This is a genomic window from Geomonas terrae (assembly GCF_004791675.1).
GTDB classification, from domain to species: domain Bacteria; phylum Desulfobacterota; class Desulfuromonadia; order Geobacterales; family Geobacteraceae; genus Geomonas; species Geomonas edaphica.
In genome coordinates, this window is sequence record NZ_SRSC01000001.1 from 1,415,399 (window position 1) to 1,441,725 (window position 26,327).

The 26,327-nt window shown below is 61.4% G+C and carries 19 protein-coding genes; 10 read left to right on the top strand and 9 right to left on the bottom strand.

The window, feature by feature from the left end:
- Positions 1-205 precede the first annotated feature (205 nt).
- Genes E4633_RS06040 through E4633_RS06060 form a run of 5 tightly spaced genes read left to right on the top strand, consistent with a single transcriptional unit; the run spans position 206 to position 4,498 of the window.
- Positions 206-1,639, top strand: coding sequence for a carbohydrate porin (locus tag E4633_RS06040; RefSeq protein ID WP_135869325.1), 1,434 nt, complete (start codon positions 206-208; stop codon positions 1,637-1,639).
- Positions 1,640-1,683: 44 nt separating this feature from the next.
- Positions 1,684-1,932: a FeoA family protein gene (locus E4633_RS06045; RefSeq protein ID WP_135869326.1), complete on the top strand. Its 249-nt coding sequence runs from the start codon at positions 1,684-1,686 to the stop codon at positions 1,930-1,932.
- 4 nt (positions 1,933-1,936) lie between these two features.
- Positions 1,937-2,164, top strand: a complete 228-nt coding sequence (locus tag E4633_RS06050) for a FeoA family protein (protein WP_129124708.1) — start codon at positions 1,937-1,939, stop codon at positions 2,162-2,164.
- Positions 2,161-4,371, top strand: a complete 2,211-nt coding sequence (gene feoB, locus E4633_RS06055; protein WP_135869327.1) for a ferrous iron transport protein B — start codon at positions 2,161-2,163, stop codon at positions 4,369-4,371. Before E4633_RS06050 ends, feoB begins: the two co-directional genes overlap by 4 nt.
- 1 nt (position 4,372) lies before the next feature.
- The gene (locus tag E4633_RS06060) at positions 4,373-4,498 is read left to right on the top strand and encodes a FeoB-associated Cys-rich membrane protein (protein ID WP_135869328.1); all 126 of its coding nucleotides are present in this window, start codon (positions 4,373-4,375) and stop codon (positions 4,496-4,498) included.
- Positions 4,499-4,568: 70 nt separating this feature from the next.
- On the opposite strand, the gene E4633_RS20525 is transcribed toward E4633_RS06060, so the two are convergent.
- Positions 4,569-4,745, bottom strand: coding sequence for a hypothetical protein (locus E4633_RS20525; RefSeq protein WP_198419388.1), 177 nt, complete (start codon positions 4,743-4,745; stop codon positions 4,569-4,571).
- Between the two features lie 114 nt (positions 4,746-4,859).
- Complete coding sequence (locus E4633_RS06065) at positions 4,860-6,089, bottom strand: bifunctional alpha/beta hydrolase/OsmC family protein (RefSeq protein ID WP_135869329.1); 1,230 nt, start codon at positions 6,087-6,089, stop codon at positions 4,860-4,862.
- A 248-nt stretch (positions 6,090-6,337) separates the two neighbouring features.
- On the opposite strand from E4633_RS06065, the gene E4633_RS06070 reads away from it, so the two are divergent.
- The 3 genes from E4633_RS06070 to E4633_RS06080 all read left to right on the top strand — a co-directional run bounded on the left by E4633_RS06070 (position 6,338) and on the right by E4633_RS06080 (position 10,864).
- The gene (locus tag E4633_RS06070; RefSeq protein WP_135869330.1) at positions 6,338-8,800 is read left to right on the top strand and encodes a methyl-accepting chemotaxis protein; all 2,463 of its coding nucleotides are present in this window, start codon (positions 6,338-6,340) and stop codon (positions 8,798-8,800) included.
- Between the two features lie 846 nt (positions 8,801-9,646).
- Entirely contained in the window at positions 9,647-10,423 is a 777-nt protein-coding gene (locus E4633_RS06075; protein WP_135869331.1) for an endonuclease/exonuclease/phosphatase family protein, read from the top strand.
- 99 nt (positions 10,424-10,522) lie between these two features.
- A complete protein-coding gene (locus E4633_RS06080; RefSeq protein ID WP_135869332.1) occupies positions 10,523-10,864 on the top strand; it encodes a hypothetical protein in 342 nt (113 codons plus the stop codon).
- Positions 10,865-10,962: 98 nt separating this feature from the next.
- Here the strand turns inward: E4633_RS06080 and E4633_RS06085 are convergent, their stop codons facing one another.
- Both E4633_RS06085 and E4633_RS06090 read right to left on the bottom strand, forming a co-directional pair.
- The gene (locus E4633_RS06085) at positions 10,963-12,780 is read right to left on the bottom strand and encodes a KUP/HAK/KT family potassium transporter (protein ID WP_135869333.1); all 1,818 of its coding nucleotides are present in this window, start codon (positions 12,778-12,780) and stop codon (positions 10,963-10,965) included.
- Positions 12,781-12,866: 86 nt separating this feature from the next.
- Entirely contained in the window at positions 12,867-14,687 is a 1,821-nt protein-coding gene (locus tag E4633_RS06090) for a KUP/HAK/KT family potassium transporter (protein WP_135869334.1), read from the bottom strand.
- A 250-nt stretch (positions 14,688-14,937) separates the two neighbouring features.
- Between E4633_RS06090 and ileS the strand changes: the two genes are divergently transcribed.
- Both ileS and lspA read left to right on the top strand, forming a co-directional pair.
- Complete coding sequence (ileS, locus tag E4633_RS06095; RefSeq protein WP_135869335.1) at positions 14,938-17,715, top strand: isoleucine--tRNA ligase; 2,778 nt, start codon at positions 14,938-14,940, stop codon at positions 17,713-17,715.
- A gap of 114 nt (positions 17,716-17,829) precedes the next feature.
- Positions 17,830-18,330, top strand: a complete 501-nt coding sequence (gene lspA / locus E4633_RS06100; protein WP_135869336.1) for a signal peptidase II — start codon at positions 17,830-17,832, stop codon at positions 18,328-18,330.
- A gap of 113 nt (positions 18,331-18,443) precedes the next feature.
- Here the strand turns inward: lspA and ybgC are convergent, their stop codons facing one another.
- The 5 genes from ybgC to gatA form a co-directional block, all read right to left on the bottom strand.
- The gene (gene ybgC, locus E4633_RS06105) at positions 18,444-18,854 is read right to left on the bottom strand and encodes a tol-pal system-associated acyl-CoA thioesterase (RefSeq protein WP_135869337.1); all 411 of its coding nucleotides are present in this window, start codon (positions 18,852-18,854) and stop codon (positions 18,444-18,446) included.
- Between the two features lie 106 nt (positions 18,855-18,960).
- Entirely contained in the window at positions 18,961-22,167 is a 3,207-nt protein-coding gene (gene glnE / locus E4633_RS06110) for a bifunctional [glutamate--ammonia ligase]-adenylyl-L-tyrosine phosphorylase/[glutamate--ammonia-ligase] adenylyltransferase (RefSeq protein WP_135869338.1), read from the bottom strand.
- Positions 22,164-23,204 (bottom strand): S-methyl-5-thioribose-1-phosphate isomerase, encoded by a 1,041-nt coding sequence (gene mtnA / locus E4633_RS06115; RefSeq protein ID WP_135869339.1) that lies wholly within the window; start codon positions 23,202-23,204, stop codon positions 22,164-22,166. Before mtnA ends, glnE begins: the two co-directional genes overlap by 4 nt.
- Before the next feature lie 145 nt (positions 23,205-23,349).
- Positions 23,350-24,792, bottom strand: a complete 1,443-nt coding sequence (gene gatB, locus E4633_RS06120; protein ID WP_135869340.1) for an Asp-tRNA(Asn)/Glu-tRNA(Gln) amidotransferase subunit GatB — start codon at positions 24,790-24,792, stop codon at positions 23,350-23,352.
- A 28-nt stretch (positions 24,793-24,820) separates the two neighbouring features.
- Positions 24,821-26,278: an Asp-tRNA(Asn)/Glu-tRNA(Gln) amidotransferase subunit GatA gene (gatA, locus tag E4633_RS06125; protein ID WP_135869341.1), complete on the bottom strand. Its 1,458-nt coding sequence runs from the start codon at positions 26,276-26,278 to the stop codon at positions 24,821-24,823.
- Between the last annotated feature and the right edge of the window lie 49 nt (positions 26,279-26,327).

The window sequence follows — 26,327 nt, forward strand, 5'->3', positions numbered from 1 at the left end:
TCACGGTCTCTTCTTTTGGAAGAACCGTGGCAGTGATAAAGGGACAACTGTTTTTTTAATTCACTAATGAAATTGGCATTCAGTTTTATAAACTGGGTCCGATAACTTTAAAAAGACATACGTCACAAGCTGATCCAGTAATTATCGTGCTTGCTCTACGTTTGATGCAGCAGCGTGAGTAACAAAGAGAAAGAGGAGGGAATCTATGTTTCAGATGAAGAAGATGAGTGTCGCCGCCGCGTTCCTTTTGGGGAACCTGTTCCTAAGCTCCGGTGCTGCCTTCGCCCTGCACCCGGATCTCGTCGTTCCGGAAAAGGTGGAGTGCAAACATAAGGCATGCCAGGAGATCCTGCGTCTTGGGAACAAGTACCAGGTCGAGGGTCTCTTCTCCAAGGAGTTCCAGGAGGGGAAGGCGGAGTGCACCCGCATGGACGTGGCGCTCGCCGTGCATCTTCTGACCGAAAAAATGGCGGAGAAGGTGCTGAAGGAAGGGAACCAGGCGGTGGACAAGGAGGACCTGGTGCTGCTTAGCGACCTCAAGGAAGAGCTGCGCGCCGAGATGCTGCTGGTCAACACGAGAACCTTCCAGAACCGCCACGAGGATCTCGGCACCAAGTTCACCGCCCTCACCAGGAACATAGCCCTTTCCGGCGGCATGGTCGGCGTGCTGCAGGGCTCCATCGGCAACAGGCCCAAGGACAGCACCGATGTCGTGGGGCGTGCCGACCTCGTCTTCAACTTCAAGGTGGGGGACAACACGATCGCCGTGATCGACGTGGAAGCCACCGGCGGCGACGGCATCGACGCCAAGGTCCCCTCCTTCTCTGGGCTGAACGGCGTTGCCGGTTCCACCGGAGACCGGGTCCGTTTCCGCGAGGCCTGGATCGAGCACTCCGCGCTGAACGACCACCTGCTGCTGACCGCCGGCAAGGTGGACCTCTCCAACTATTTCGACTCCAACACGGTAGCCAACGACGAGAACAGCCAGTTCCTCTCCCCCGCCTTCGTCCACTCCGCCGTGCTCCCGTTCCCGGCCAACGGCCCCGGCGCGAGAATCCTGGCGAAGCTCGCCGAGCCTATCACCCTCGGGATCGGCTACGGCAGCGGAGACGCCGACAGTACCGACAACTCCGACAGCGCGAACATCTTCGACCACGGCTTCGGCATCGCCGAGCTTACCTACAAGCACAAGGTGGGGGAGCTCGAGGGGAACTACCGCGTCTATGCCGCGGTGGACGGCGCCGAGCCGGACGGTGCAAGCAAGCTGACCAAAAAGAACGCCTACAGCTTCGGCGTGAGTTTCGATCAGCAGGTTACCGACAAGCTGACCCTGTTCGCCCGCTACGGCGAGCGTGACCGGGACGTCTACGCCGTCAACCAGGCCTGGAGCGTCGGCGGGCAGTACCAGGGGGCGGTTCCCGGACGCAAGGACGACGTGCTAGGTTTCGCCTACGGCCAGGTGAAGGGGGCAGGAGCGGTGGCGGACGCCCAGGAAAGGCTCGCCGAGCTTTACTACAACTACAAGGTGAGCGAGCAGATCCAGATCTCGCCGGTGGTGCAGTACCTGGCGAACCCTGCGGGGATCAGGGCGAACGACGATGTGGTGGCGCTGGCCCTTCGCACGAAGATCAGCTTCTAAAAGAGACCGGTTACCGGCTTAAGTACAAAGGCAAAGGAGCAGTCATGATTCCACTGGGACTTTTGAGCGCAGGAGAAAACGGCCAGATCGTCGAGATCATGCTCGGCAAGGGAGAAGGCGTGAGCGGCGCCGGGCAGGACAAGACCTCGGTCCGCGTGGAGGAAATGGGGCTGCGCATAGGCAAGAACGTGGAGATGCTGACCAACGGGGGCAACACCATCCTGCTCAGGGTGGACGAGGCGCGGATCGCCCTGGCCCGCCGCATGGCGATGAAAATCATGGTGAGGAGATAATGCGATGAATCTGGCAAAGCTTAAGCCGGGGCAGAAGGGGAAAATCACCTCGATCGGGTCGATAGGCCCCCTGAAACGGCGGCTCATGGACATGGGCGTGTTGGTCGGGGAAGACGTGAAGGTACTGAAGGTGGCCCCAATGGGGGACCCGATCGAGGTCAGCATCAAGAGCTACAACCTTTCCCTCAGGAAAAAAGAGGCGGAAGGGATCGCGGTGGAGGTGGCAGGGTGAGTACGCAGCTCAAGTACAAGGAAGAAGAGGAAACGGCAGGCAGCGCCCCGGCGACGGCACGTACCATCACCGTGGCGGTGGCCGGAAACCCCAACTCCGGGAAGTCGACCCTCATCAACGCCATAGCGGGGACGAGGCTCCACGTCGGCAACTGGGCGGGCGTGACCGTCGAGAAAAAGGAGGCGCTCTTCGAGTTCGGCGGCAGGAAGATCCGTCTCGTCGACCTCCCCGGCACCTATTCGCTCTCTCCCTACTCCCAGGAGGAGATCGTCGCGCGGGATTACCTGGTGCACGAGCGTCCCGACCTGATCGTGAACGTGGTCGACGCCACCAACCTGGAGCGTAACCTCTACCTCACCGTACAGATCATGGAACTCGGCATCCCGGTGGTGATGGCGCTCAACATCTACGACGAGGCGCAGGAGAAGGGATACCGGATCGACGTAAAGGGGATCGAGGAGATGCTGGGGATCGCCGTGGTCCCCACCTCGGCCACCAAGAAGACCGGCCTGGACGAGCTGCTAAAGAGGGTGCTTGCCGTGGCGGACTCCCCGACCGGCAGCGCACCGAGAAAACTCAATTACGGCGAGGACGTCGAGACCGCCGTCGATTACGTCGCCGAGGCGCTCGAGCGGAACTACCCATCTCTTCTGGAGCGTTACCCGAAGCGCTGGCTCCTTTTGAAGATCATGGAACAGGACAGCCAGGTGCTGGAAAAGGTGAACCTTGCCGACGAGAGTTTCCTGGACGAGGCGCTGCATCACCTGAAGCGCGCCCACGGCGAGGACATCGAGTCGATCATGGCCGACGTCCGTTACTCGCTCGCCTCCGGGCTCACGCGGGAGATCCTGGAGAAACCGGAGCTGCGCCAGACCGAGCTCACCGAGAAGATCGACCGCATCGTGCTGAACCGCTTCCTCGGGATACCGATCTTCATGCTCGCCATGTGGCTGTTGTTCAAGCTCACATTCGACCTATCCGCCCCCTATGGGGACTGGCTCCGCGCGATGACCGAGGGCCCCTTCAAGCGCTGGGCCTCCGCCATCCTGACCCCGCTGGGCGCACCGGACTGGACCGTGTCGCTCGTGAACGACGGCGTCATCGCCGGGGTCGGTTCCGTCATCGTCTTCGTGCCGGTGATCTTCGCCATGATGTTCTTCATCACCTTCCTGGAAGGTAGCGGCTACATGGCGCGCGCCGCCTTCGTCATGGACCGCACCATGCATTCCATCGGCCTGCACGGCAAGTCCTTCATCCCGATGCTGCTCGGGTTCGGCTGCAACGTGCCGGGGATCTACGCGACGCGCACCCTGGAGAACCCGAAGGACAAGGTGCTGACCGCGCTCCTCGTGCCGCTCATGTCCTGCGGCGCACGCCTGCCGGTGTACGTGCTTTTCGTCGGGATCTTCTTCCCGAACAACTCGGGCACGGTGATCTGGTCCCTGTATATCATAGGGATCCTGCTCGCCGTGTTCATGGGGCTCATCTTCAAGAGGACCCTCTTCCGCGGCGAGGCGCCCATGTTCATCATGGAGCTTCCCCCGTACCGCATGCCGTCCTTCAGCAGCCTGTGCGTGCACACCTGGGAGAAGGGGAAACACTTCCTTTTCAAGGCCGGTACCTACATCTTCGCCGTCTCGGTCCTCGTCTGGTTCCTTTTGAACCTCCCCTGGGGGGTCGAGCACAAACGCGACTCCTACCTCGGGCAGGCGGGTGCGGCGGTGGCTCCCATCTTCCAGCCGGTCGGCTTCGGCACCTGGGAGGCGGCGTCCTCCCTCATCACCGGCGTCATCGCGAAGGAGATCGTCGTCGGTACCATGGGCGAGATCTACGCGCCCAAGCACGGCGAGGAAAAGAAGGAGATCCCTACCCTGAAGGAGGATCTCAAGGAGATAGTAACCTCCTTCGGGGAGGCTTCGGTTAAGGCAATGAAGACGCTTCTCTATCTCCCGCAGCCGGAAGAGAAGGAGGAGGATCAAGGTGGGTTGAAGCTCGCCATCGGCGGGGCCTTCACGCCGCTCACCGCCTATGCCTTCATGGTGTTCGTTCTCCTCTACATGCCGTGCGTGGTAGCCATCGCGGCGATGCGGCAGGAGTTCGGTACCTGGAAATGGGCTGCGGTGGGGCTTTTGTACCAAACGGCGCTCGCCTGGGGTGCGGCGCTTATCGTCTACCAGGGGGGACGTCTCCTGGGATTGGGAGGTTGATATGGGAATTGCCGACGTTGTCATCGCGGCCGTCATCGTGGCCGGGGCATGCTACATCCTTTACGCGACGCTTTGGAAGAAGAAGGGGTGCTGCGGTTGCGAGGGTGGAAGCTGCTGCAAGAAATGATCAGGTGAAAAGGCTACGGGCCGGAGGGGTTTCCCTCCGGCCCGTGCTGTTTCGGGTGGCTGCTGCGGGATTAGGCGTAGGTAGAAAAGCCTTCCTGCGGGTTCACCGTCGCCGCCTGCTGGGCGAGTATGTTGGCCATCTGCATCTGCGCTGCGGCTGCGTTTTTGACCAGTTCCATGGAAATTGACTGCTGCATGAGTGATGCGGCGCCTGCTACCTGGGCGGCTGCTATGGTACTGACATCCATGATTCTTACCTCCTGCCTCGTCTACCTCGGCCGTTGCAACACTTATCGGCCCGGCATGCCGAAACTTTAGGGGAACATGGTCCTCCGTGACCTCCGCGGCCCTCTCCCCCCTTGTTATTCCTTCAACGTGGTGTCGACGCGGATTTCGCCGGTCAGGGTGCGGTGCACCGGGCACTTCTCCGCGATCTCCAGGAGCTTCTGCCGCTGGTCCTGGTCCAGGTCGCCGATGAGCTCGAGCTCGCGGGTGAACTTGTCGATGCGCGCGTCCTGCGATTCGCAGTCGCGGCAGTCCTCGGCGTGGATCTTGTGATGGGACAGGCGCACCATGGCGTAAGTGAGCGGCCACCCCTTGCGCCGGGCGTACATCTGCACCGTCATGGTGGTGCACGCCCCGAGGGCGGACATGAGGAATTCGTACGGGGACGGTCCCTCGTTGGTGCCGCCGTAACTCACCGGCTCGTCCGCCACCAGGCTGAACCCGTTGGCGGAGATCTCGGTGCGAAACCCCTCTTCACCGGTGCGGGCGGTGACCCGGTTGTCGGCGGCCTGGAATTCGGGCTGGGCCAAGGGGGCCTTGTCGACGACGTCTAGATAGCGCGCGGCCCAACTGGCTATGACCTCGCCCGCGTACCGCGAGTCCGCGGCGTTGGACAAAAGATGGTCGGCCTCGCCGAGGGAGATGAAGCTCTTCGGGTGTCGCGCGGCCTGGAAGATCTGCGTGGCGTTTTCAATCTGCACGATGCTGTCGGCAGGCGAGTGCATGACGAGGAGCGCTCCCTGGAGCCGGGCGAGCGTTTCCGCCGGGCGTTGCGTCTCCAGGTCTTCCAGGAGCTCCTTCCTGATGGTGAAGTAGTTCTCGCCAAGATGCACAGTTGCCTCGCCATGCCGCTCGATCTGGTCGGCCGAGTCTCCGAGCAGCCTGCGCAGATGGGCCGGGTTGTAAGGGGCGGCGATGGTGACGATAGCGGTCGCCGAAGGTATCTCCGCTGCTGCGACAAGAACGGCGGAGCCTCCCAGGGAGTGCCCCACCAGAAGGCTCGGTGCCTGGTACTCGCGCTCCAGGAACTGCGCCGCCGCGACCAGATCGCTCACCTGCGTCGTGAACGTGGTGCTGGAGAAATCGCCCTCGCTCTCCCCAAGGCCGGTGAAGTCGAAACGTAGCACGGCGATGCGCCGGCTGCTCATGGCGCGGCTTATGTTCACTGCCGCTTTTATGTTCTTTGAGCAGGTGAAGCAGTGGGCGAATATGGCATATGCGACAGGCGGCTCCCCATCGGGCAGTTCCAGACGCGCGGCAAGCTGTAGTCCGCTGCTGTTGGTAAAAGTAACCTTCCTGGTTTCCATGCGGAACTCCTTTCGTTGGTTGTGACCCATAGGTAACAATCATAGTATCCGCCGGTGACACGTCAACAAATGCGATCCGCTGTGAAGGCATTTGGCCGCGGTGTCTGCTTGGGTGTTTACAAATACAGATAAAGCAATTTAAATCACAAATGCTTGTGCTTTACCTCTTTTCTCTTTCCGGTGAATAGGATATATAACAGGTTCTTGTAGGAATATTATGAAATGCAATGCCATCCTGGGAGTTATAGATGTTTGCCATGTGGTCCATCAAGAAGCGTGTTGTAGTATCCGTCCTCACTCTCTGTCTCGCCAGTATCACCATCCTCGGAATCTTCGCCTACCAATATCAGATGCACCAGATGCGTGAGGGGCTAAAAGATGAGGCCAGCAACAACGGCCGCCTCTTTGAAGCGATCCTCAAGGGGGACGCGGAGGGGCTCGCACGGGCCCACACGGGACTGGACCGGCTTGACATCCTGCTCGCCCCGTTCGCCGCGGGCAAGAAGGACGCACTGCTCGCCGTCGCGAAGCCCATCTTCGGCGAGATCAAGCAGAACAACAACATAACGCACATGTACTTCATACAGCCCGACGGCAAGGTGCTTTTGCGGGCGCACAAGCCCGAACAGGACGGTGACATCCTGAAGCGGGAGACCTTCCTGAAGGCGCAGGCGACCAAGCAGATGGCGTGGGGCTTGGAGATGGGCAAGAACTTCTTCTCCTTGCGCTGCGTGAAACCCGTCTCCTATCAGGGGAGGGCGCTTGGTTACATGGAGGTCGCAGAAGAGATCGACCACGTCTTCCAGCAGATGAAGCAGATCACCGGGAAAGAGATGAGCCTTTTTCTCACCAACGATTTCCTGAAGAGCAAGGGGACCGACGTCAAGACCGAGCAGGCAGGGAACTTCCGCATCCTTTACCCGACGCAGAAGGCGGTGGCCTTGGGGCTCGCCGCAGGGCTCGCCTCAGAAATGAACCAGGCGCTCAAGGAACCGCAGCTCGCCATCGTTTCCTTCAAGGGGGGCAAGTACCTGGTAGGCATCGGGCCGGTCAAGGACGCGTCCGGTGAAACCGTGGGGGTTCTCTTCTCCCACAAGGAGATCGGGCCCCTGTTCGCCACCATGTGGAAAGGGGTGGCGGCCCAGATGGGTATCTTCATCGCCATCCTCCTGGCCGGTGTCACATTGCTTTACCTCTCGCTCAAGCCGAGCCTCGCTCTCTTCGAGACCCTCAAGAAGCACATCGTTTCCGTCACTACGGACTGGGATCTCAACAAGCGCCTTCAGGTGGACACCCGGGATGAGATCGGCGAGCTTGCCGCAGACTTCAATACCATGACCGAGAAGCTTGCGCTTATGGTGCGGCAGGTGAACGCCTCCAGCGACGAGCTTGGATCCGTCTCCGGAAACCTGGTGCAGGTTTCCAGCACGGTAATGGGAGCGGCAGAGCAGCAGTCTTCCTCGGTGCACGAGGCCTCGAGCGCCATGACCCAGATTACCGGCTCTATCAAGGGGGTGGCGAAGGCCGTCGAGGGGCTGTCCCAGTCGGCCTCGGAGAGCTCATCGTCGATCCTCGAGATGGCCTCGAGTGTCGAGGAGGTGGCCCTGAACGCCGAGGCGCTCGCCCACCAGGTGGACGAGGTGGGATCGGCCATCATCGAGATGGCTGCTTCCATTAAACAGGTGGGGAGAAACGCGGATCTCCTGCTCCAAGAGGCGAGCATCAACTCCTCCTCCATCGTCGAGATGGACAGCACCATAAAAGAGGTGGAGAAGAACGCACTGAACACGGTGAAGATCTCCGAGTCGGTGAAGCAGGACGCCGAGTTCGGCAAGGGAGCGGTGGAATCGACCATCCTGGGCATCAACGCGATCAGGCAATCATCGCGCATCACCTCCGAGGTGATAGCGAACCTCTCCCAGCGCGCAGGCGACATCGGGGCGATCCTCTCCGTCATCGACGACGTCGCGGAGCAGACCAACCTTCTGGCGCTGAACGCGGCCATCATCGCCGCCCAGGCCGGGGAGCACGGCAAGGGCTTCGCGGTCGTGGCAGGGGAGATCAAGCAACTCGCCGAACGGACCAGCGCCTCGACCCGTAAGATAGCCGATGTCGTGAACGGGGTTCTCTCGGAGACCGACCGCGCGGTGGTCGCGATTTCACAGGCGGAACAGAACATCGCCCAAGGGGAAGAGCTGTCCAGGAAGTCCGGCGAGGCGCTCGAGAAGATCGTGAGCGGGGTGCAGATGGCGACCGAGCAGGTGAACGGCATCGCCCGCGCCACCGCCGAGCAGGCGCGCGGCAGCATGATGATCCGGGACACGACGGAAAAGGTTACCACCATGGTGCGTCAGATCGCCACCGCCACGCGCGAGCAGGGAGAGGGAAGCAGTCTGGTTCTTTCCGCGGTGGAGAAGATGAGGACCCTGACCGAACAGGTGAAGAATTCGACGCGCGAACAGAGCAACGTGGGGAACTTCATCGCGAATTCAACGGAGAACATCACCGGCATGATCCGCCACATCCAGAAGGCTTGCGACGAGCAGAGCAGGGGGGCGGACTTGGTGCTGCCCGCAGTGGAGAACATCAAGAGCGCCACCGAGAGCAACCTCGGGGCAGTCAAGGTGCTGGGCGAGAGCATGTCGGCGCTGGCGGCCCAGATCGAGGTACTGCAACAGGAGATCGACCGCTTCGACGTTTCATCGTCTTAAATAGGTGGGGCGTCCGGGAATTCCGAGGGGCCGGCGTGTGTTCCCACGAAGCACCGCAGGTGACCTCGCGTTCCCCCCTTCGCAAAGGGGGGAACGTGGGGCTCATGCAGTGCTTTGTAGGCCGCTGCACTTTGCATTCCCCCAAAACTCCCTAAAGAACCTTAACGGTGAACACACACGCGCGGTGCGAGACCTCTTCCACATTGCGCGAGCCCCTTTGCACACTGCGCGAGCCCCCTTGCACACTGCGGAAGACCCCTTGCACACTGCGGAAGACCCCTTGCACACTGCGGAAGACCCCTTGCGCACTGCGGAAGACCCCTTGCGCACTGCGGAAGACCCCTTGCGCACTGCGGAAGACCCCTTGCGCACTGCGGAAGACCCCTTGCACAGTGCGGAAGACCCCTTGCGCACTGCGGAAGACCCCTTGCACACTGCGGAAGACCCCTTGCACAGTGCGGAAGACCCCTTGCGCACTGCGGAAGACCCCTTGCGCACTGCGGAAGACCCCTTGCACACTGCGGAAGACCCCTTGCACAGTGCGGAAGACCCTTTGCGCACTGCGGAAGACCTCTTGCGCACTGCGGAAGACCCCTTGCACACTGCGGAAGACCCCTTGCACACTGCGGAAGCCCCCTTGCGCACTGTGGAAGACCCTTTGCACACTGCCCGAGACCTCTTGCGCACGGCAGCACTCCTTCCTGCGCTTGTCCCTCTCATCTGCAGCTACTTTTTACGTATCGAAAGTTCCCGCCCCTTTTGCCTGCGCCTCCCTGAAAACCGGGTATAATTCCTGTCGTTGTTTTTCCTATGGCTCCCTCGCGGCAAGAAAGGGCGGCAGTCCGTATGACCCAAAACAATGACACCTTCACCGTCATGACCTATAACGTGCACCGGCTGACCGGCAATGATCGCCACACTTCAGCCGCGCGTATCGCACAGGTCATCGAAATGTATCAGCCCGACATAGTCGCTCTTCAGGAACTCCCGGGGGCGCGTTTCCGCCCTGAAATCGGTGGCGCTTGCCAGGATTTGACGCACGAATTGGCGTTGGTGGTAAGAAGGGACGTCCACTACAACCTCGAGCGCGAGCGCTGGGGTAACGTGGTCTTCAGCCGGTTTCCCATGCGGCTGGTTCGGGCGGGGGGGTTGCACCCGGAGAATCGGTACCGGACCATGGTACCGCGGGGCGTGATGTGGGTGGAGATCGACGTCAACGGGCATAAGCTGCAGTTGGTGAACACCCACCTCGGGCTTACCCCGCAGGAGCGCAGCTACCAGGCGAAGGTGCTTACCGGGGCGGACTGGCTCGCCCATCCCGATTGCCGTCCGCCGGTGGTCTTGTGCGGCGACTTCAACGCCATGCCGAGCTGGAGCATCCACAAGCGCCTCAGGAACGCGCTGCAGGATGAGCAGGAGCGGCTGAAGTTCGGGCACACCCAGTTCACTTTCCCGAGCAACATGCCGATCGTCAGGTTCGACCACATCTTCATCTCGCCGGACCTGAGCGTGGAAAACGAGCTGATCCCGCGCACCAAGCTGACTGCAGTCGCTTCAGACCACCTGCCCCTGATCGTGACGCTTCGCTTTGGCGCCAATGGGAAAAACGGCGGTGGGAGATAATTGCGTCGAGGGGGGCAAAAGGCCTAAAGTCGGAACCGTGATCGACCGATGAGGAGTAAGAATAGGAACAACGTCGAACACTGGGAATGGAGAGGTGCCATGAGCGAATACACCGAGATGCCGGAAGATATGGAAGTACAGGAAATGATCATTGATCGGGTCCTGCAGAACACGGGGGCTTTGCTGGAAATCTGCCTGGTCAAACACGGCAAACAGTATGAAGCGGCCATTTTCGTAGACAAGAAGTACAAACCGGGCCCCCCGCTGCCCCGTCCGCTGGAGTCCCCCTCCGGCCAGGCCACCCACTGGATGGGGGTCCGTCCCAAGGTCGGGCTCTCGCAGGAGGAGACCGAGAAAATCATCTACGAGGTCCAGGGTGTGAACGCTCTGCACCGCATCACGATGAAGGATACCTGGGGAAGCCTGCTGGACACCGTCTAGTCAGGCATCGAATCCCCAACTGACGTGAAAAGGGCCGCTCCCGTGAGGGAAGCGGCCCTTTTGTGTTTCCGGATGGACGGCTGGGTGAGGGGGGACGGTTACATCTCTACCCGGGTCAAGACGCCCTGCAGTTTGCTTGCGGGAAGCTGGTTGAACTGCACGAAGTTCGGGCTCAGCTTCTTGATGGCGTTGAAGATCTTCCAGATCGGGTTCCCTGTCGTGATGTCTTCCACGCCGTAGAAGATGACCTTCTCGTTGATGTTGTTCTTCTTTAGCAGGGCCTCGATGTCGATTACCTCCATGTAACCGGCGAAGATCTCGAATGAATCAAGGCCGCTGCCGCGCTTCTCGGTCAGCTTGTGGGAAACTCCGAACGGCTCATCGGTCCTGATGATGGAGATGAAGACGTTGCGCTCGTAGATGATATTGCTCCGGATGATGCAGTGCACCACATAGGGGGGGACCACCGCCCACTCACGGGTGAAAAAGAGCCCGGTGCCGGGGATGGTGCGCCCCTTGGCGAAGATCTGCTCGTAGGAGAGGAGGAAGGTCTCCACGTCCAGCGGCTTGAGCGCCTTGTAAAGCGCCCGCTGTCCCTTGGTCCAGATCAGAATGGTCATGAAGGGAATCGAGGCGAGGATGATGGACCAGTAGCCGCCGTGGGGAAGCTTGTTCAGGTTCGCGACCAGGAAGACGGCGTCGATGAGGGTGACCGCAAGGGCGATGGGCGCCTTCCACTTCTTCGTGGTATTGGCGAAGATCCAGGTCATCATGATGCCGGTGATGGTCATGGTTCCGGTGACGGCAAGGCCGTATGCGGCCGCGAGGTTCTCCGACTTGCCGAACAGCAGCATGATGAAGATGACCAGCACCAGGAGGGTCCAGTTCACCGAGCTGATGTAGATCTGGGACTTCAGGTGGCTGGAGGTGTAGTCCACCTTCATGAGGGGCATGATCCTCGTCGTGATCCCCTGGTAGATGATGGAAAAGACGCCGCTTATCAGCGCCTGTGAGGCGATCACCGTGGCCAGGATGGTGAGGAGGAGAAACGGGATGTACATGATCGGAGACTGCCCGTGTATCATCGCGAACAGGGTGTTCTTCTCGTGCTGGTGTTCCAGCAGGAAGGCGCCCTGGCCGAGGTAGTTGATCACCAGGGCCGCGAAGACGAAGTACCAGGCGCGCACGATCGGCTTTCTCCCCAGGTGCCCCATGTCGGCGTATAGCGCCTCGCCGCCGGTGGCGCACAGGATGACCTCGGAGAGGACGAAAAAGCCGGAAATGCCGTTATCGAGAAAGAACTTGATGGCATACCAGGGTGAGATGGATTTGAGCACCTCGGGATGCCCCGCGATGGCGATGAGGCCGGAAAGGGTGAGGGCCGAAAACCAGAGCACCATCAACGGCCCGAAGGCGCCCGCGACCTTGTCGGTTCCCTTGGATTGGAAAATGAAGAGGATGACGGCGATGGTTGCGGCGATGGCGATCACGCCTGCCTGGGAGAGGTTGGCCGTGGCCGGGATGAGCTCAAGGCCTTCGACCGCGGAGAGTATCGAGATTGCAGGTGTTATGACGCCGTCGCCCAGCAAAAGCGAGACGCCGATGAAGGAGAGCAGGCCGATTAACCCCATGGCGCGCCCCCCTTTAAGCAGGCGAACCAGGATCTCCTTCAAAACGATGGTGCCGCCTTCCCCCTTTCTCCCCAGGCTCATGGCGAGCCAGGCGTACTCGACGGTGACCAGGATGAACAGGGTCCAGACGATCAGCGACAGGATGCCGTAGATGTTGTCCGGGGTCGGCTTGGTGAGGGCGAAGATAACGGTGAGGGTATATATGGGGCTCGTGCCGATGTCGCCGAACACGAGGCCCATCGATTTTACAATCCCGCCCCAGTAGGACGGTTCGTGTTTTTGCATGGAGTACCTCTGTTTAATGTGGCGGCGCAACATATAGCACCGGTCTTAACCGGAGACAAGTAAAACCGCGCAAGTTGCTGGTGTATCTACATCTCCACCCGCGTCACCACCCCCTGCAGCTTGGCTGCGGGAAGCTTGTTGAACTGCACGAAATTCGGTGTGACCTTCTTGATCAGGTCGAAAAGTCTCCATACCGGGTTCCTGGTTTCGATATCTTCCACGCCGTAGAAGATCACCTTTTCCTGAATGCCGTGGTCCTTCAACTGCTTCTCGATGTCCAGCACCTCCATGTAGCCCGCGCTGATCTGGAAAAACTCGAGACCGGTGCCCACGTCCTTCTTGTGCCGTGCGATATTGCCGAAGGGTTCGTCGGTACGGATGATGGAGATGAGCACGTTCCTCTCGTAGATGATGTTCGAGCGGATCATGCAGTGCACGATGTAGGGAGGAATCACGTCGAGCGCCTTGATGAAGAAAAGGGCGGTCCCCGGAATATTCTTCGCCTTGGCGTAGATCTGCTCGTAGGAGAGGAGGAAGATGTCGAGATCGAGCGGGCGCAGTGCGCGGTACAAGTGGCGCTGCCCGTGGGTCCAGACCTGGATGGTGATGAAGGGAATGGAGGCCAGGATGATGGACCAGTACGCGCCGTGCACGAACTTCGGGAAGGTCGAGGTGAAGTAGATCACATCGATGACCAAGATGACGGCGACCACGGGCACCTTCCACTTCTTGGTGGTCCTGGAGAAGACCATGATCATCATGATGGCGGTGATGGTCATGGACCCGGTAACCGCCATGCCGTAGGCCGCGGCCAGGTTGCCTGATTTCTGGAAGAAGAACATGACGAAGATGACCGCGCACATGAGGGCCCAGTTCACTGCTCCGATGTAGATCTGCGACTGCATGTGGGTCGATGTGTAGTCTACCTTGAAAAGGGGCATGAGCCGCGTGGTGATCCCCTGGTAGACGATGGAGAACACGCCGCTGATGATGGATTGTGACGCGATGATCGTGGCGAAAATGGTGAGGATGAGGAACGGGATGTATAGCAGCGACGACTGGCTCTGGATCATGGAGAAGAGGATGTTCTCGCTTCCCGGGTTCCTGAGGAGATGGGCGCCCTGCCCGAGGTAGTTCATGTAGAGAGCGGCGAAGACGAAGTACCAGGCGCGGATGATCGGCTTCTTCCCGAGGTGTCCCATGTCGGCATAGAGCGCTTCCCCGCCGGTGGAGCAGAGGATCACCTCGGAGAGCACGAAGTAGCCCGCTATGCCGTTTTCGCGGAAGAAGTTTACGGCGTGCATCGGGTTGATGGCGGAGACTATTTCGGGGGTGCTCGAGATGGAGACAGCACCCGAGACGAAGAGCGAGCCGAAGTAAACGATCATGATCGGTCCGAAGATGCCGGTGATCTTGTCAGTGCCGCGCGACTGGACGAAGAAGAGGGTGATGGCGATGATTGCGGCTATAGCGACCAGGATCCCCTGGCGCGTTTCCTCAAGCCCTGGGATGAGGAGCAGCCCCTCTACAGCCGAAAGGATCGAGATGGCGGGTGTGATGACGCCGTCACCCAAAAGGAGTGAAACCCCTAGGAAGGAGAGGAAGCCCGCGAAAGCGAGGACGCGCCCCTGCCTAAAGAGCTTGATGATGATCTCCCGTAGCACGATCTCGCCGCCTTGCCCCTTCTTGCCGAGGCTCATGGCGAGCCAAGCGTACTCCGCCGTGACCAGGATGGTCATGGTCCAGAAGACCAGGCAGAGTATCCCGTAAATATTGGACTCCGTGGGCTTGGTCAGGGTGAAGACGACGGTCAGGGTATAGATGGGGCTTGTGCCGATGTCGCCGAACACAAGGCCCAGTGCCTTGACTATGCCTCCCCAGTAGGAAAGCTCGGTTTTCTGACTCATAAGACTCCAGCGAAAAGTTGCAGGCGACACCCCCAAAGGGAAAAGCGGGGGTAATTCAGTGGTGCAAGCGGTTTATACACTATTACTGGTTGTTCTGTCACCCTTCCTTGATTATGGGCTACTCCTTAAAGGCGCCACTCCCGGCTCGAAAACAGCGGAAATCCCTGTTTGCGCTTGACATTACTCATTATAGCTTGTAGCTTAAGTCGTTTCTCTCATGGCTTAATCAGACAGCTTGGAGGCCGTTTACATGGATTACAAGGACACTCTCAATCTCCCCAGTACCAATTTCCCTATGAAGGGCAATCTTCCCCAGCGCGAGCCCGAGATGCTCAAGCACTGGAACGAGATCGACATAAACCAGAAGATCGACGAGGCGGGGGCGAACCGTCCGCGTTACATCCTGCACGACGGTCCTCCGTATGCCAACGGTCACATCCATATCGGCCACGCGCTGAACAAGATTCTCAAGGACATCGTCCTCAAGAGCAAACGTATGGAAGGCTTTGCCGCTCCTTACGTGCCGGGGTGGGACTGCCACGGCCTCCCCATCGAGTTGCAGGTCGAGAAGAACCTGGGCTCGAAGAAGCACGAGATCTCGAAGCTCGAGATGCGCAAGCTCTGCCGCGAGTACGCCGCCAAATTCGTCGGCATCCAGCGCGAGGAGTTCGAGCGCCTCGGGATCTTCGGCGACTGGGACGAGCCCTACCTGACCATGAACGCGAGCTACGAAGGGGCGACCGCCCGTGAACTGGCGCGCTTCGCCGAGAACGGCGGCCTCTACAAGGGTAAGAAGCCGGTGCACTGGTGCTCTTCCTGCGGCACGGCGCTCGCCGAGGCAGAGGTCGAGTACGCCGACCACAAGTCTCCCTCCGTATTCGTCAAGTTCGCCCTGAAGGAGGACCTGGGGAGCGCGGTGCCCGCGCTTTCCGGCAAAAAGGCCTCCATGGTGATCTGGACCACCACCCCCTGGACCCTTCCCGCGAACCTTGCCATCGCGCTGCACCCGGAACTCGACTACGTGGCGCTTGCGCTTAACAGCGGTGACGTGGTCATCGTGGCCGACGGCCTGAAGGAGAGCTTCCTGAAGGAGATCGGCGCGGAAGGCGAGGTGCTGGCCAAGTTCCCCTCCAAGATCCTGGAGAAAAAGCTGGCCCGCCACCCGTTCTACGACCAGGACTCCATCATCCTGCTGGGTGAGCACGTTACTCTCGAAGCCGGTACCGGCTGCGTCCACACCGCGCCGGGCCACGGCCAGGAAGACTACGAACTCGGCCTGCAGGCGGGGCTCGACATCTACAACCCGGTCGACAACCGCGGCCGTTTCTACGAGAACATAGAGTTCTTCGCCGGCCAGTTTGTCTTCGACGCCAACAAGAACGTGATCGAGAAGCTGATCGAGGTCGGCGCGCTCCTGGGCTCCAAGGAGATTTCCCACTCCTACCCGCACTGCTGGCGCTGCAAGAAGCCGGTCATCTTCCGCGCTACCGAGCAGTGGTTCATCTCCATGGAGAAGAACGATCTGCGCGGCAAGGCGCTCTCCGAGATAAACAACGTGAACTGGATCCCGAAATGGGGCCGTGAGCGTATCTACGGCATGATCGAGAACCGTCCCGACTGGTGCGTCTCCCGTCAGCGCTCCTGGGGCGTCCCCATCGCAGCCTTCTACTGCAAGAGCTGCGGCAACGTGATGGCCGACGGCAAGGTCATGCACCACGTGGCGGACCTCTTCGCCGAGCACACCTCCGACATCTGGTACGACTGGGATGCCGCGAAATTTCTGCCGGAAGGGACCACCTGCCCCTCCTGCGGCAAGGACGAGTTCGAGAAGGAAGGCGATATCCTCGACGTCTGGTTCGACTCCGGCACCTCGCACGCCGCCGTCCTTGAACTGCGCGAGAACCTCGGTTCCCCGGCCGACATGTACCTGGAAGGAAGCGACCAGCACCGCGGCTGGTTCCACTCCTCGCTGCTTGCGAGCGTCGGCACCCGTGGGCGCGCTCCCTACAAGAACGTGCTCACCCACGGCTTCGTCATGGACGGCGCCGGTCGCAAGATGAGCAAGTCGGTGGGCAACGTCGTGGCGCCCGAGGACGTCATCAAGAAGTTCGGCGGCGACGTGCTCCGCCTCTGGGTGGCGGCGCAGGACTACCGCGACGACCTGCGCATCTCCCAGGAGATCCTGACCCGTCTCTCCGAGAGCTATCGCCGCATCAGGAACACCTGCCGCTACATCCTGGGCAACATCCACGACTTCAACCCGGAAACGGACTGCGTGGCGTACGCCGACATGCCCGAGCTTGACCGCTGGGCCATGCACCAGTTGGAGCTTCTGAAGGAGAAGGTGCTCGCTTCCTACAACGACAGCGAGTTCCACATCCTCTACCACGCGGTGAACGGCTTCTGCACCGTCGAGATGAGCGCCTTCTACCTCGACATCCTAAAGGACCGTGTCTACACCTCGAAGAAGGATTCGGTGGCAAGGAGAAGCGGCCAGACCGTGATGTACAAGGTGCTCGACGCCCTGGTGCGCATGGTGGCACCGGTGCTCTCTTTCACCGCCGAAGAGGTCTGGGCGGAGATGCCCGGCAATCGCGAGTCGAGCGTGCACCTGGCGCTCTTCCCGGCTCTCACCCCCGAGGTCAAGGACGATGCGCTTTCCGTCCGCTGGGAGAAGATCATCAAGATCCGCTCCGAGGTCTCCAAGGCGCTTGAGCTTGCCCGCGTGAAGAAGGTTATCGGGCACTCGCTCGACGCCGCCGTCTCGCTGAAGGCAAGCGGCGACACCGAGGCGTTCCTCAAGGAGTACGCGGCGCAGCTTCCCGAGATCTTCATCGTCTCGAAGGCTGAGCTTTGCGACGGGCTTTCCGGCGAGGTGTACCAGGCGGAGGGGATCGAAGGGCTCGAGGTGGCGGTTTCCGCCGCCCCCGGCGAGAAGTGCGAGCGCTGCTGGTGCTACAGCGAAGAGCTTGGCAAGGACGCCGAGCATGCGGCCATCTGCCCGAAGTGCCTTGCGGCGGTGAAATAAATTGGGCGGGTGAGGGGGGCTCCTCCCTCACCCAGTCCCTCTCCCGCCTGTGGACCGAAGCCTTTTGGTGAAGGTTCGGAGGCCGAAGAGGGGATACCGGACCTAAAGGACCCTATGAAACTCAAATACATTATCCTCGCGGCCGTTTCGGCGCTGGTGCTGGTACTGGACCAGGTGAGCAAGGTCTACATCGACAAGACCATGACCCTGCACAGCTCCTTCTCCGTCATCGAGGGGCTCTTCAACATCACCTATCTGCGCAACAAGGGTGCGGCCTTTGGCATCCTGGCCTCGTCGGCCTACCGGCTTCCGTTTTTCCTGCTGGTGTCGACCGTAGCGGTCGTGGTTATCCTGATCGCGGTCAGCAAGCTGCGCGACGACCAGAAGCTGAACGTTGCCTCGCTGTCGCTCATCTTCTCCGGCGCGCTCGGCAACATGATCGACCGCGTCCGTCTGGGTGAGGTGATCGACTTCCTCGACGTGCACTGGAAGGGGCACCACTGGCCCGCCTTCAACATCGCCGATTCCGCCATCTGCGTCGGCGTTTTCATCCTGGCCATCGACATGCTCCTCGAGGAGCGCCGGGAAAAGCAGAAGACGCCCCCCGCGAACTGAACATCCTCATTGCTTCCCTATAGGTCGGGGCATCTGTCCAAAGCGCCGCATTAGACCTCACGTCCCCCCCTTTGCGAAGGGGGGACAGGGGGGATTGCCTTGGCCAAGCGGCCTCAACCTTCCTGCGGGGTCTCCTCCAAAAGCCTCGTGAACAGCTCCCTGATCTCGTTCGGCAGACGCTTTGCCTTCATCTCGGGACTGACACACGCAAGCGTCACCTTCGCCTCCACGAGCAGTTTTTCATCATCCTTCCGAACCACCTGCTGTGCCACCGTGAAAGAGCTGTTCTTCAATACCGCGATCTGGGTACGCACCACGAGCAGGTCGTCCAGTCGCGCCGGTGCACGGAAATTGGCATCGATGTGCACCACGGGGAAGATGATCCCCTTGTCGTGCATCTCTCTCACCGAAAGCCCGTGCGTCCTGAGAAATTCGGTCCTCGCCCGCTCCATGTAGCTTATGTAATTGGAGTGATACACCACCCCGCCCGCATCGGTATCCTCGTAATAGATCCTTACTTCCATGCTGCCTCCTAAATAAAAAGACCCCATGCCGGGGTCGGTCTGTTGGCCTCGATATCCGGGAGAGGACGGCCGCAGACGAGTGAGGGCGATGCCCATGGCGCAGCCCTCACCCCTGCCCCTCTCCCGTAGGGCGAGGGGGTACTGCTGACTCGCCTTCGCCTCCGAGTATCCTGCCGTACACCTCGCGCACCGCCTCGGTGACCCGTTCGTAATCGGCCATGAGCGCCTGTCCCGGGTTCTTGAGCATCGGATCGTAACCAAGGCGTCTCGCCAGTTTGTTCAGGTACTTGAGCGGTCCGCCCAGATCGTTCATCGAGTAGTCGTGGATGATCCTCAGCCGGTTCTCCAGGCGACGCAGGAAACGGTACCCCTCGGCGAGGGCCTGGTAATCCGGCTCGGAGAGAAGCCCTTGCATGCGCATGGCGTCCATCGCTTCAAGCGTGTTGGGACAGCGGATCTCACCGTGCTTGCAGCCGTATCTGAGCTGCATGAACTGGATGATGAACTCAACGTCCACCATGCCGCCGCGCCCGGTCTTAATGTTGTAGCTGCCGGTCGACTCCTTGGCCAGCTCGTTCTCCATACGCATCCTGAGCCGGTGGATCTCCGCGCGCACCCCGTCGTCGGCGCTGGCACCGTAGACCGTCTGCTCGATGACCCGCTCGATGGCAGCCTTGAGACGCGGATCGCCGTAGGTCACCCGCGCCTTGGTGAGCGCCTGGCGCTCCCAGATCTGCGCCTCGGTGGCATGGTAGCTCTGGAAGGACTCCAACGAGGTGACGAGAGGTCCTGCGTTGCCGGACGGGCGCAACCGCGTGTCGATCTTGTAGGCGTACCCCTCGCGGGTCTGCGTGGTGAGTACCAGGATGATCTTCTGCCCGAGTTTGGCGAAGTACTCGCGGTTGGTGATGCTCTTCTCGCCGTCGGTGAACCCCTGCCCGTCGTAGATATAGATGATATCGAGGTCAGAGTGGTAGTTGAGCTCGAAGCCCCCCAATTTCCCCATGGCGACGATGGCGAAGGAGGCTTCATGCTTCGTGCCGTCCTCCTCGACCACCATCGGACGCCCGAAACGGGCGAGCTCTCCGGTCGCCATGCAGCAGGCGGCGGCGAGGGTCACGTCGGCAAGATCGGTCAGCTGCTGCGCCACTTCCGGCTGTTTCATCTTGCCGTAGATGTCGTTCATGCCGATGCGCAGGAACTCCTCGTGACGGTAGCTTCGCATGGCGTCCAACTGCTCCTCGAAACCGTCCGCCTGGGTGAGGAAGGTATCCAGCTCCTTCGCCATGGCGGCGCGTTCCTTTTGCAGGTAGGCGTACTCGTGCGAGGCCATGCTGTCGAGCAGTTCCGGGTGCCCGATGAAGATCTTCGAGAGGAACTCGGACATCCCGAAAAGCGAGGTGAGGAGCTTCAGGATGTCCCGGTTCTCGGCCAGCAGGGCGTAGATAGATGACCTGGTCCGCTGCGAGGACAGGAAACGCTCCAGGTTGGTGAGGGCGAGGTCGGGGTCGGGAGCCGAGAAGACCTCCTGCAAGAAGAGGGGCGCGATCTTCTCGAGGGTGCGGCGCCCCTGTTCGGTGAGGTTCACCTTGGCCGGGCCGTCGCGCAGCACGAGGAGGTTCTCGTAGCCGGCGTCCGGGTGCTCGAAGCGGCGCTCCTCGAGCATGTCCTTGATGAGGTCGGGGTCAGCGTTGTGGTCGAAGAAGAAGTGAACCTCGGGGAGGACCTCCTCCTTGATCTTCTCGTCGCGCGACAGGAAAAGGTCGCCGTAGATGGCGGAGACGGCGCGGCGGTGCCGCTCCAGCGTCTCGCTGAAACGCTGCTGCCCGTCCTTTCTGAGGTAGCCGCAGCGCCGCGCCAGGGCCGAGAGTTCCTCGTCCTTGCGGGGCAGGGCGTGGGTCTGTCGCTCCTGCACCACCTGGATGCGGTGCTCGACGGTGCGCAGGAAGCGGTAGGCGTCGGAGAGCGAGGCGCAATCGATCTCCTTGATGAGGCGGGCCTGGTACAGGGTTTTCAGGGCCTTGAGCGAGTTGCGCTCCCTCAACTGCGGGTTCTTCCCGGCGTAGACCAGTTGCAGGGCCTGGATGAAGAACTCGATCTCGCGGATGCCGCCGCGTCCGAGCTTGATGTTGACCTCACCCTCCTGCTTCCTGGCGAGCGAGGCGTCGATTTTCTTCTTCATCGCCATCATGTCCTCGATCAGGTTGTAATCGAGGTAGCGGCGGTAGACGAAGGGGGTGAGCGCGGCGAGCAGGCGCTCCCCGAGTTCGATAGAACCGGCCACGGGACGGGCCTTCATCATGGCGGCGCGCTCCCAAGACTGTCCCCACGCCTCGTAGTACACCTCGGCGGAGCGCATCGAGGTGGCAAGGTCCCCCCCCTTGCCGTCGGGCCTCAAGCCCATGTCGACACGGAAGACGAAGCCGTCCTCGGTGACCTGTGAGATGGCGCGGCTCACCATCTCGGAGAGTTTCACGAAGAAGGCGTGCAGGGACAGCTTGTTCCTGAAGCCGCCGCGTCCGTCGGGGACGCCGGTGCATTCCCCCTTGTCGGACGAGTAGAAGTAGATGAGATCGATGTCCGAGGAGAAGTTGAGTTCCCGCCCGCCGAACTTCCCCATGCCGATGATGGTGAACTCGGCCGGTACCGGCCCGTCGGGCCCCTCTTCCATCGGGGTGCCGTGTTCGCGCACGAGCTCGCGGTAGGCGGTCTCGTAGGCGATCTGCAGCGCCGCGGCGGCAAGGGAGGAAAGTTCCGCGGTGACTTCCTCCAGCGGGGCGAGACCGTTCAGGTCGCGGGCGGCGATGCGCAGCATCTCGGCGTACTTGAAACGGCGCAGGTGGGAGAAGATCTCGGCGTACCCGGTCCCTTCCGGGATGCGCTGGCGCAGAGCCTCCAGCATCTCCTCTTCGCTGCGCCGGATCATGATCTCGCGGTCCATGAAGAGGCGCTGCAGTGCCGATGGATCGCGGCAGATGATGGTGGTGAGGAAGGGGGAGGAACCGCAGATGTTCATGAGCTGCGCGGTGAGCGCGCGGCGTGAGCAGAGGTTGACGAGCATGTCGCGCGGGACGATGGTGCTGATGCGCTCGAGGCCGTTCAGCGCCATGTCCGGCATGGGCGCGGCGAGCGAGGCGATGGCCACCTCGACCAGCCGCTCGCCCGGCAGCACTTCGGAAAGAAGCCTCAGGTTCTCGACCGTGCGTGCACCGTAGCTGAAGCCCCCCTGCTCCAGGAGATGGGGGAGGTCACCCTTGTCCGGCTGCGACAGGGCGGACAGCAGCAGTGCGGCGAGGTCGGAAAGGCGGCTCATAGTCCGACCAGTGCTCTCAGTTCCTTCTCGTAATCGCCGCGCACCACACCTTTTTCGGTGATGATGCCGGTGATGTAGCGGGCGGGGGTGACGTCGAAGGCGGGATTCCTGACCTTGACCCCTTCCGGTGCGATGGATACCCCCTGCACCTTGGTCACCTCTTCCGGGGCGCGCTCCTCGATCGGGATCTGGTCGCCGTTGGAAAGCTTCAGGTCAAGGGTGGAGATGGGGGCCGCCACGTAGAACGGGATCCGGTTCTCCTTGGCGAGGACGGCGACGCTGTAGGTGCCGATCTTGTTTGCCGTGTCGCCGTTGGCGGCGATGCGGTCGGCGCCGACGACGCAGAAATCGATCTGCCCGCTCTTCATGAGCCAGCCCGCCATGTTGTCCGAGATGAGCGTCACCGGAATGGAGTCCTTCATCAGCTCCCAGGCGGTGAGGCGCGCACCCTGGAGCCAGGGGCGTGTTTCGTCGGCGAAGACGCGGATGTTCTTGCCGGCCTCGTGGGCGCCGCGGATCACGCCGAGCGCTGTACCGTAGCCTGCGGTGGCGAGTCCGCCGGCGTTGCAGTGGGTGAGGATGGAAGCCCCTTCCTTGACGAGCGCGGCGCCGTGGCGGCCGATCTCCTTGCAGATGGCGAGGTCCTCCGCCTCGATGCTGATCGCCTCGGCCTTCAGAAGCTCGCGAATCGAGTGCAGGTCCAGTTCCTTGTGCTGCAGCGCCACGCGCTTCATGCGCTCGAGACCCCAGAAGAGGTTGACCGCGGTGGGGCGGGTGCGGCCTAACACGTCGCAGACGTTTTCAAGCTGGCGGTAGAAGGTGTCGAAGCCGTCCGCGATGATCTCACGGGCGCCGAGGGCAACCCCCATTGCGGCGGCGATGCCGATGGCCGGAGCCCCCCGGACCACCATGCCGCGGATCGCCTCGGCGACCCCCTGGAAGTCGGTGTACTCGTTGTAGACCTCCTCGGCGGGGAGCCTCGTCTGGTCTATCATGATCACCTTGTTGTCGCGCCACTCTATGGTTCTGAAGGACATCGTCCACCTCGTTTTAAAGCTTTAACGCAAAGACGCAAAGCCGCAGAGACGCAAAGGGTAAACCGTAAAACGGGTTTAAGGTCTTAACCCCGAATAGCTTTTCTCCGCGTCTTCGCGCCTTGGCGTTAATTGCCTTGTCTGGTCTTTATGCTTTCAGTTTCTTAAGCAGCAGCTCGTTCACCACGGCGGGGTTTGCTTTTCCCTTGGAGGCGCGCATCACCTGGCCTACGAAGAAGCCGAAGACGGTCTCCTTGCCGCCGCGGTACTGCTCGACCTGGCCGGGGTTGTTGTTCAGCACCTCGTCGACCATCGCCTCGATGGCCCCGGTGTCGGAGACCTGCACCAGCCCCTTCTCCTCGACGATCTTCTCCGGCGCCTTGCCGGTCTTGTACATCTCGTCGAAGACGGTCTTCGCGATCTTGCCGGAGATGGTCCCCTTCTCCATGAGCTTCAGGAGGTCGGCGAGGAGTGCCGGGGTGACCGGGCAGTCGGTGATGGAGCGGTTGTTGTCCTCGTTGAGGGCGCGGGCCACCTCGCCCATGACCCAGTTGGAGACGATCTTAGCCTGCGGGAAGAGGGCGACGGTCTCCTCGTAGTACTGGGCGAGCTCGCGGCTCGAGGCAAGCACCTCGGCGTCGTACTCGGGAAGCCCAAGCTCGGCGACGTAGCGGGCGCGCTTCGCCTCCGGCAGCTCGGGGAGTTCGGCGCGCACGTCCTCGATCCACTGGTCCGCGATCAGCACCGGGACGAGGTCCGGGTCCGGGAAGTAGCGGTAGTCGTGGGCCTCCTCTTTTCCGCGCATGGAGCGGGTGGTGCCGGTGTTCGGGTCGAAGAGGCGGGTTTCCTGGATCACCTTGCCGCCGTCGTCGAGGATCTCCGCCTGGCGCTCGATCTCGTACTCGATCGCCTGCTTGATGAACTTGAAGGAGTTGATGTTCTTCAGTTCCGCGCGGGTGCCGAAGACGGTGGAGCCTACCGGCATGAGCGAGACGTTCGCGTCGCAGCGGAAGCTCCCCTCCTCGAGGTTGCCGTCGCAGATGCCCAGGTACATGACGATCTGGTACAGCTTCTTGAGATACGCGATCGCCTCGTCCGGGGAGCGCATGTCCGGCTCGGAGACGATCTCGAGAAGCGGCGTGCAGGCGCGGTTCAGGTCGACGCAGGAATCGTCCCCCACCTCGGAGAGGTCGGCGTGCACAAGCTTGCCGGCGTCCTCCTCCATGTGGATGCGGGTGATGCCGATCCGCTTCGTTTCCCCCTCCACCTCGATGTCGAGGTGCCCGTGCTGGCAGATGGGGAGGTCGAACTGGCTGATCTGGTACCCCTTGGGGAGGTCCGGGTAGAAGTAGTTCTTCCTGGCGAAGACGTTTCTCTGGGTGATGGAACAGTTGGTGGCGAGGCCCGCGCGGATGGCGTATTCCACCACCTGCCGGTTCAGGACCGGAAGCGCGCCGGGGAAGCCTAAGCAAACCGGGCAGGTCTGGGAGTTCGGCTCCGAGCCGAACTTCGTCGAGCAGCCGCAGAAGATCTTGGTGTTGGTGGTGAGCTGGGTGTGTACCTCAAGCCCGATGACGACCTGATATTTCATAGTGGCTCCGAAAAGCTTTTTTTAGGTGTTAGAGCGGCGCCTTCTTCAGGTGCCACTGGGTCTCCTGCTCGAACGCGTACGCGGTGGAGAGGATGGTCGCTTCGCCGAACGGTTTGCCGATCAGCTGCAGCCCGATGGGGAGTCCCGCCGCACTGAAACCGGCGGGGATGCTGATGCCGCAGGTCCCGGCCAGGTTCACCGGAATGGTGAAGATGTCCGAGAGGTACATCTGCAGCGGGTCGGCCAGTTTCTCGCCGATCTTGAAGGGCGGGGTCGGCGCGATCGGGGTGAGTAGCACGTCCACCTCGTTGAAGGCGTTCAGGAAGTCCTGCATGATCAGCGTCCTGACCTTCTGGGCCTTTACGTAGTAGGCGTCGTAGTAGCCGGAGGAAAGCGCGTAGGTGCCGAGCATGATCCTGCGCTTAACCTCGGAGCCGAAGCCCTCGGCGCGGGTCTTCGCGTACATCTCCTTCAGGCCCCGGATCTCCTCGGCGCGGTGCCCGAAGCGGACGCCGTCGTAGCGGGCGAGGTTCGAGGACGCCTCGGCGGTGGCGATCAGGTAGTAGGTGGCGACGGCGTACTCGGTGTGCGGCAGGCTCACCTCGCGTAGTTCCGCGCCCAGGCTCTTGTACAGGGCGATCGCCTCGTCCATGGCGCGCTTCACGTCCGGGTCGAGCCCTTCGATGAAGTACTGCTTGGGGAGGCCGATCTTCAGCCCCTTGACGCCGGTCTTAAGCCCCGCGAGGTAATCCGGCACCGGTGTGTTGACCGAGGTGGAGTCCTTGGGATCGTAACCGGCGACCGCACCCAGAAGGAGGGCGGCATCGGTCACGTCGCGGGTGAGCGGGCCGACCTGGTCGAGCGAGGAGGCGTAGGCGATGACGCCGTAGCGGGAGACGCGGCCGTAGGTCGGCTTCACGCCGACGCAGGAGCAATGCGAGGCGGGCTGGCGGATGGAGCCGCCGGTGTCGGTGCCAAGCGTCGCGGTAGCGGTGCGCGCGGCGATGGCAGCGGCGGAGCCGCCGGAGGAGCCGCCCGGGGTGCACTCGAGGTTCCATGGGTTCTTCACCGGGCCGAAGTAGGAGGACTCGTTGGAGCTTCCCATGGCGAATTCATCCTGGTTCAGCTTCCCCACGATGACCGCGCCCTGTTCCTTCAGCTTGGCGACCGCGGTGCCGTCGTAGGGGGGGACGAAGTTCTCCAGGATACGGGAGCCGCAGGTGGTGCGGATCCCCTTGGTGATGAAGATGTCCTTGAGCCCCATCGGGATGCCAGTGAGGGGTGCGATGTCGCCTGCAGCGATGCGGCGGTCCGCGGCTTCAGCCTCGACGAGCGCCTGCTCCGGGGTCACCGTGATGTAGGCGTTCACCTGGCCGTCCACGGCCTCGATGCGGTCCAGCATGGCGCGGGTAGCCTCTACGGAGGAGACCTCCTTCGCCTTTAGCTTGTCGTGCAGCTCGTGTATGGTAAGGTCGAAAATTTCCATTAAACACTCCGATCTTGTAGTGTCCGACCAGTCGGACCTGTCGGACTGG

Bases quoted from the DNA above. Each gene is read 5' to 3' on its own strand.
- glnE (WP_135869338.1), bottom strand. From the start codon at position 22,167: ATGAGCCGCCTTTCCGACCTCGCCGCACTGCTGCTGTCCGCCCTGTCG.
- E4633_RS20525 (WP_198419388.1), bottom strand. From the start codon at position 4,745: ATGGATGTCAGTACCATAGCAGCCGCCCAGGTAGCAGGCGCCGCATCA.
- ybgC (WP_135869337.1), bottom strand. From the start codon at position 18,854: ATGGAAGTAAGGATCTATTACGAGGATACCGATGCGGGCGGGGTGGTG.
- E4633_RS06065 (WP_135869329.1), bottom strand. From the start codon at position 6,089: ATGGAAACCAGGAAGGTTACTTTTACCAACAGCAGCGGACTACAGCTT.
- E4633_RS06040 (WP_135869325.1), top strand. From the start codon at position 206: ATGTTTCAGATGAAGAAGATGAGTGTCGCCGCCGCGTTCCTTTTGGGG.
- gatB (WP_135869340.1), bottom strand. From the start codon at position 24,792: ATGAAATATCAGGTCGTCATCGGGCTTGAGGTACACACCCAGCTCACC.
- E4633_RS06090 (WP_135869334.1), bottom strand. From the start codon at position 14,687: ATGAGTCAGAAAACCGAGCTTTCCTACTGGGGAGGCATAGTCAAGGCA.
- E4633_RS06045 (WP_135869326.1), top strand. From the start codon at position 1,684: ATGATTCCACTGGGACTTTTGAGCGCAGGAGAAAACGGCCAGATCGTC.
- E4633_RS06050 (WP_129124708.1), top strand. From the start codon at position 1,937: ATGAATCTGGCAAAGCTTAAGCCGGGGCAGAAGGGGAAAATCACCTCG.
- E4633_RS06070 (WP_135869330.1), top strand. From the start codon at position 6,338: ATGTTTGCCATGTGGTCCATCAAGAAGCGTGTTGTAGTATCCGTCCTC.
- E4633_RS06085 (WP_135869333.1), bottom strand. From the start codon at position 12,780: ATGCAAAAACACGAACCGTCCTACTGGGGCGGGATTGTAAAATCGATG.
- ileS (WP_135869335.1), top strand. From the start codon at position 14,938: ATGGATTACAAGGACACTCTCAATCTCCCCAGTACCAATTTCCCTATG.
- mtnA (WP_135869339.1), bottom strand. From the start codon at position 23,204: ATGTCCTTCAGAACCATAGAGTGGCGCGACAACAAGGTGATCATGATA.
- lspA (WP_135869336.1), top strand. From the start codon at position 17,830: ATGAAACTCAAATACATTATCCTCGCGGCCGTTTCGGCGCTGGTGCTG.
- E4633_RS06080 (WP_135869332.1), top strand. From the start codon at position 10,523: ATGAGCGAATACACCGAGATGCCGGAAGATATGGAAGTACAGGAAATG.
- E4633_RS06060 (WP_135869328.1), top strand. From the start codon at position 4,373: ATGGGAATTGCCGACGTTGTCATCGCGGCCGTCATCGTGGCCGGGGCA.
- gatA (WP_135869341.1), bottom strand. From the start codon at position 26,278: ATGGAAATTTTCGACCTTACCATACACGAGCTGCACGACAAGCTAAAG.
- E4633_RS06075 (WP_135869331.1), top strand. From the start codon at position 9,647: ATGACCCAAAACAATGACACCTTCACCGTCATGACCTATAACGTGCAC.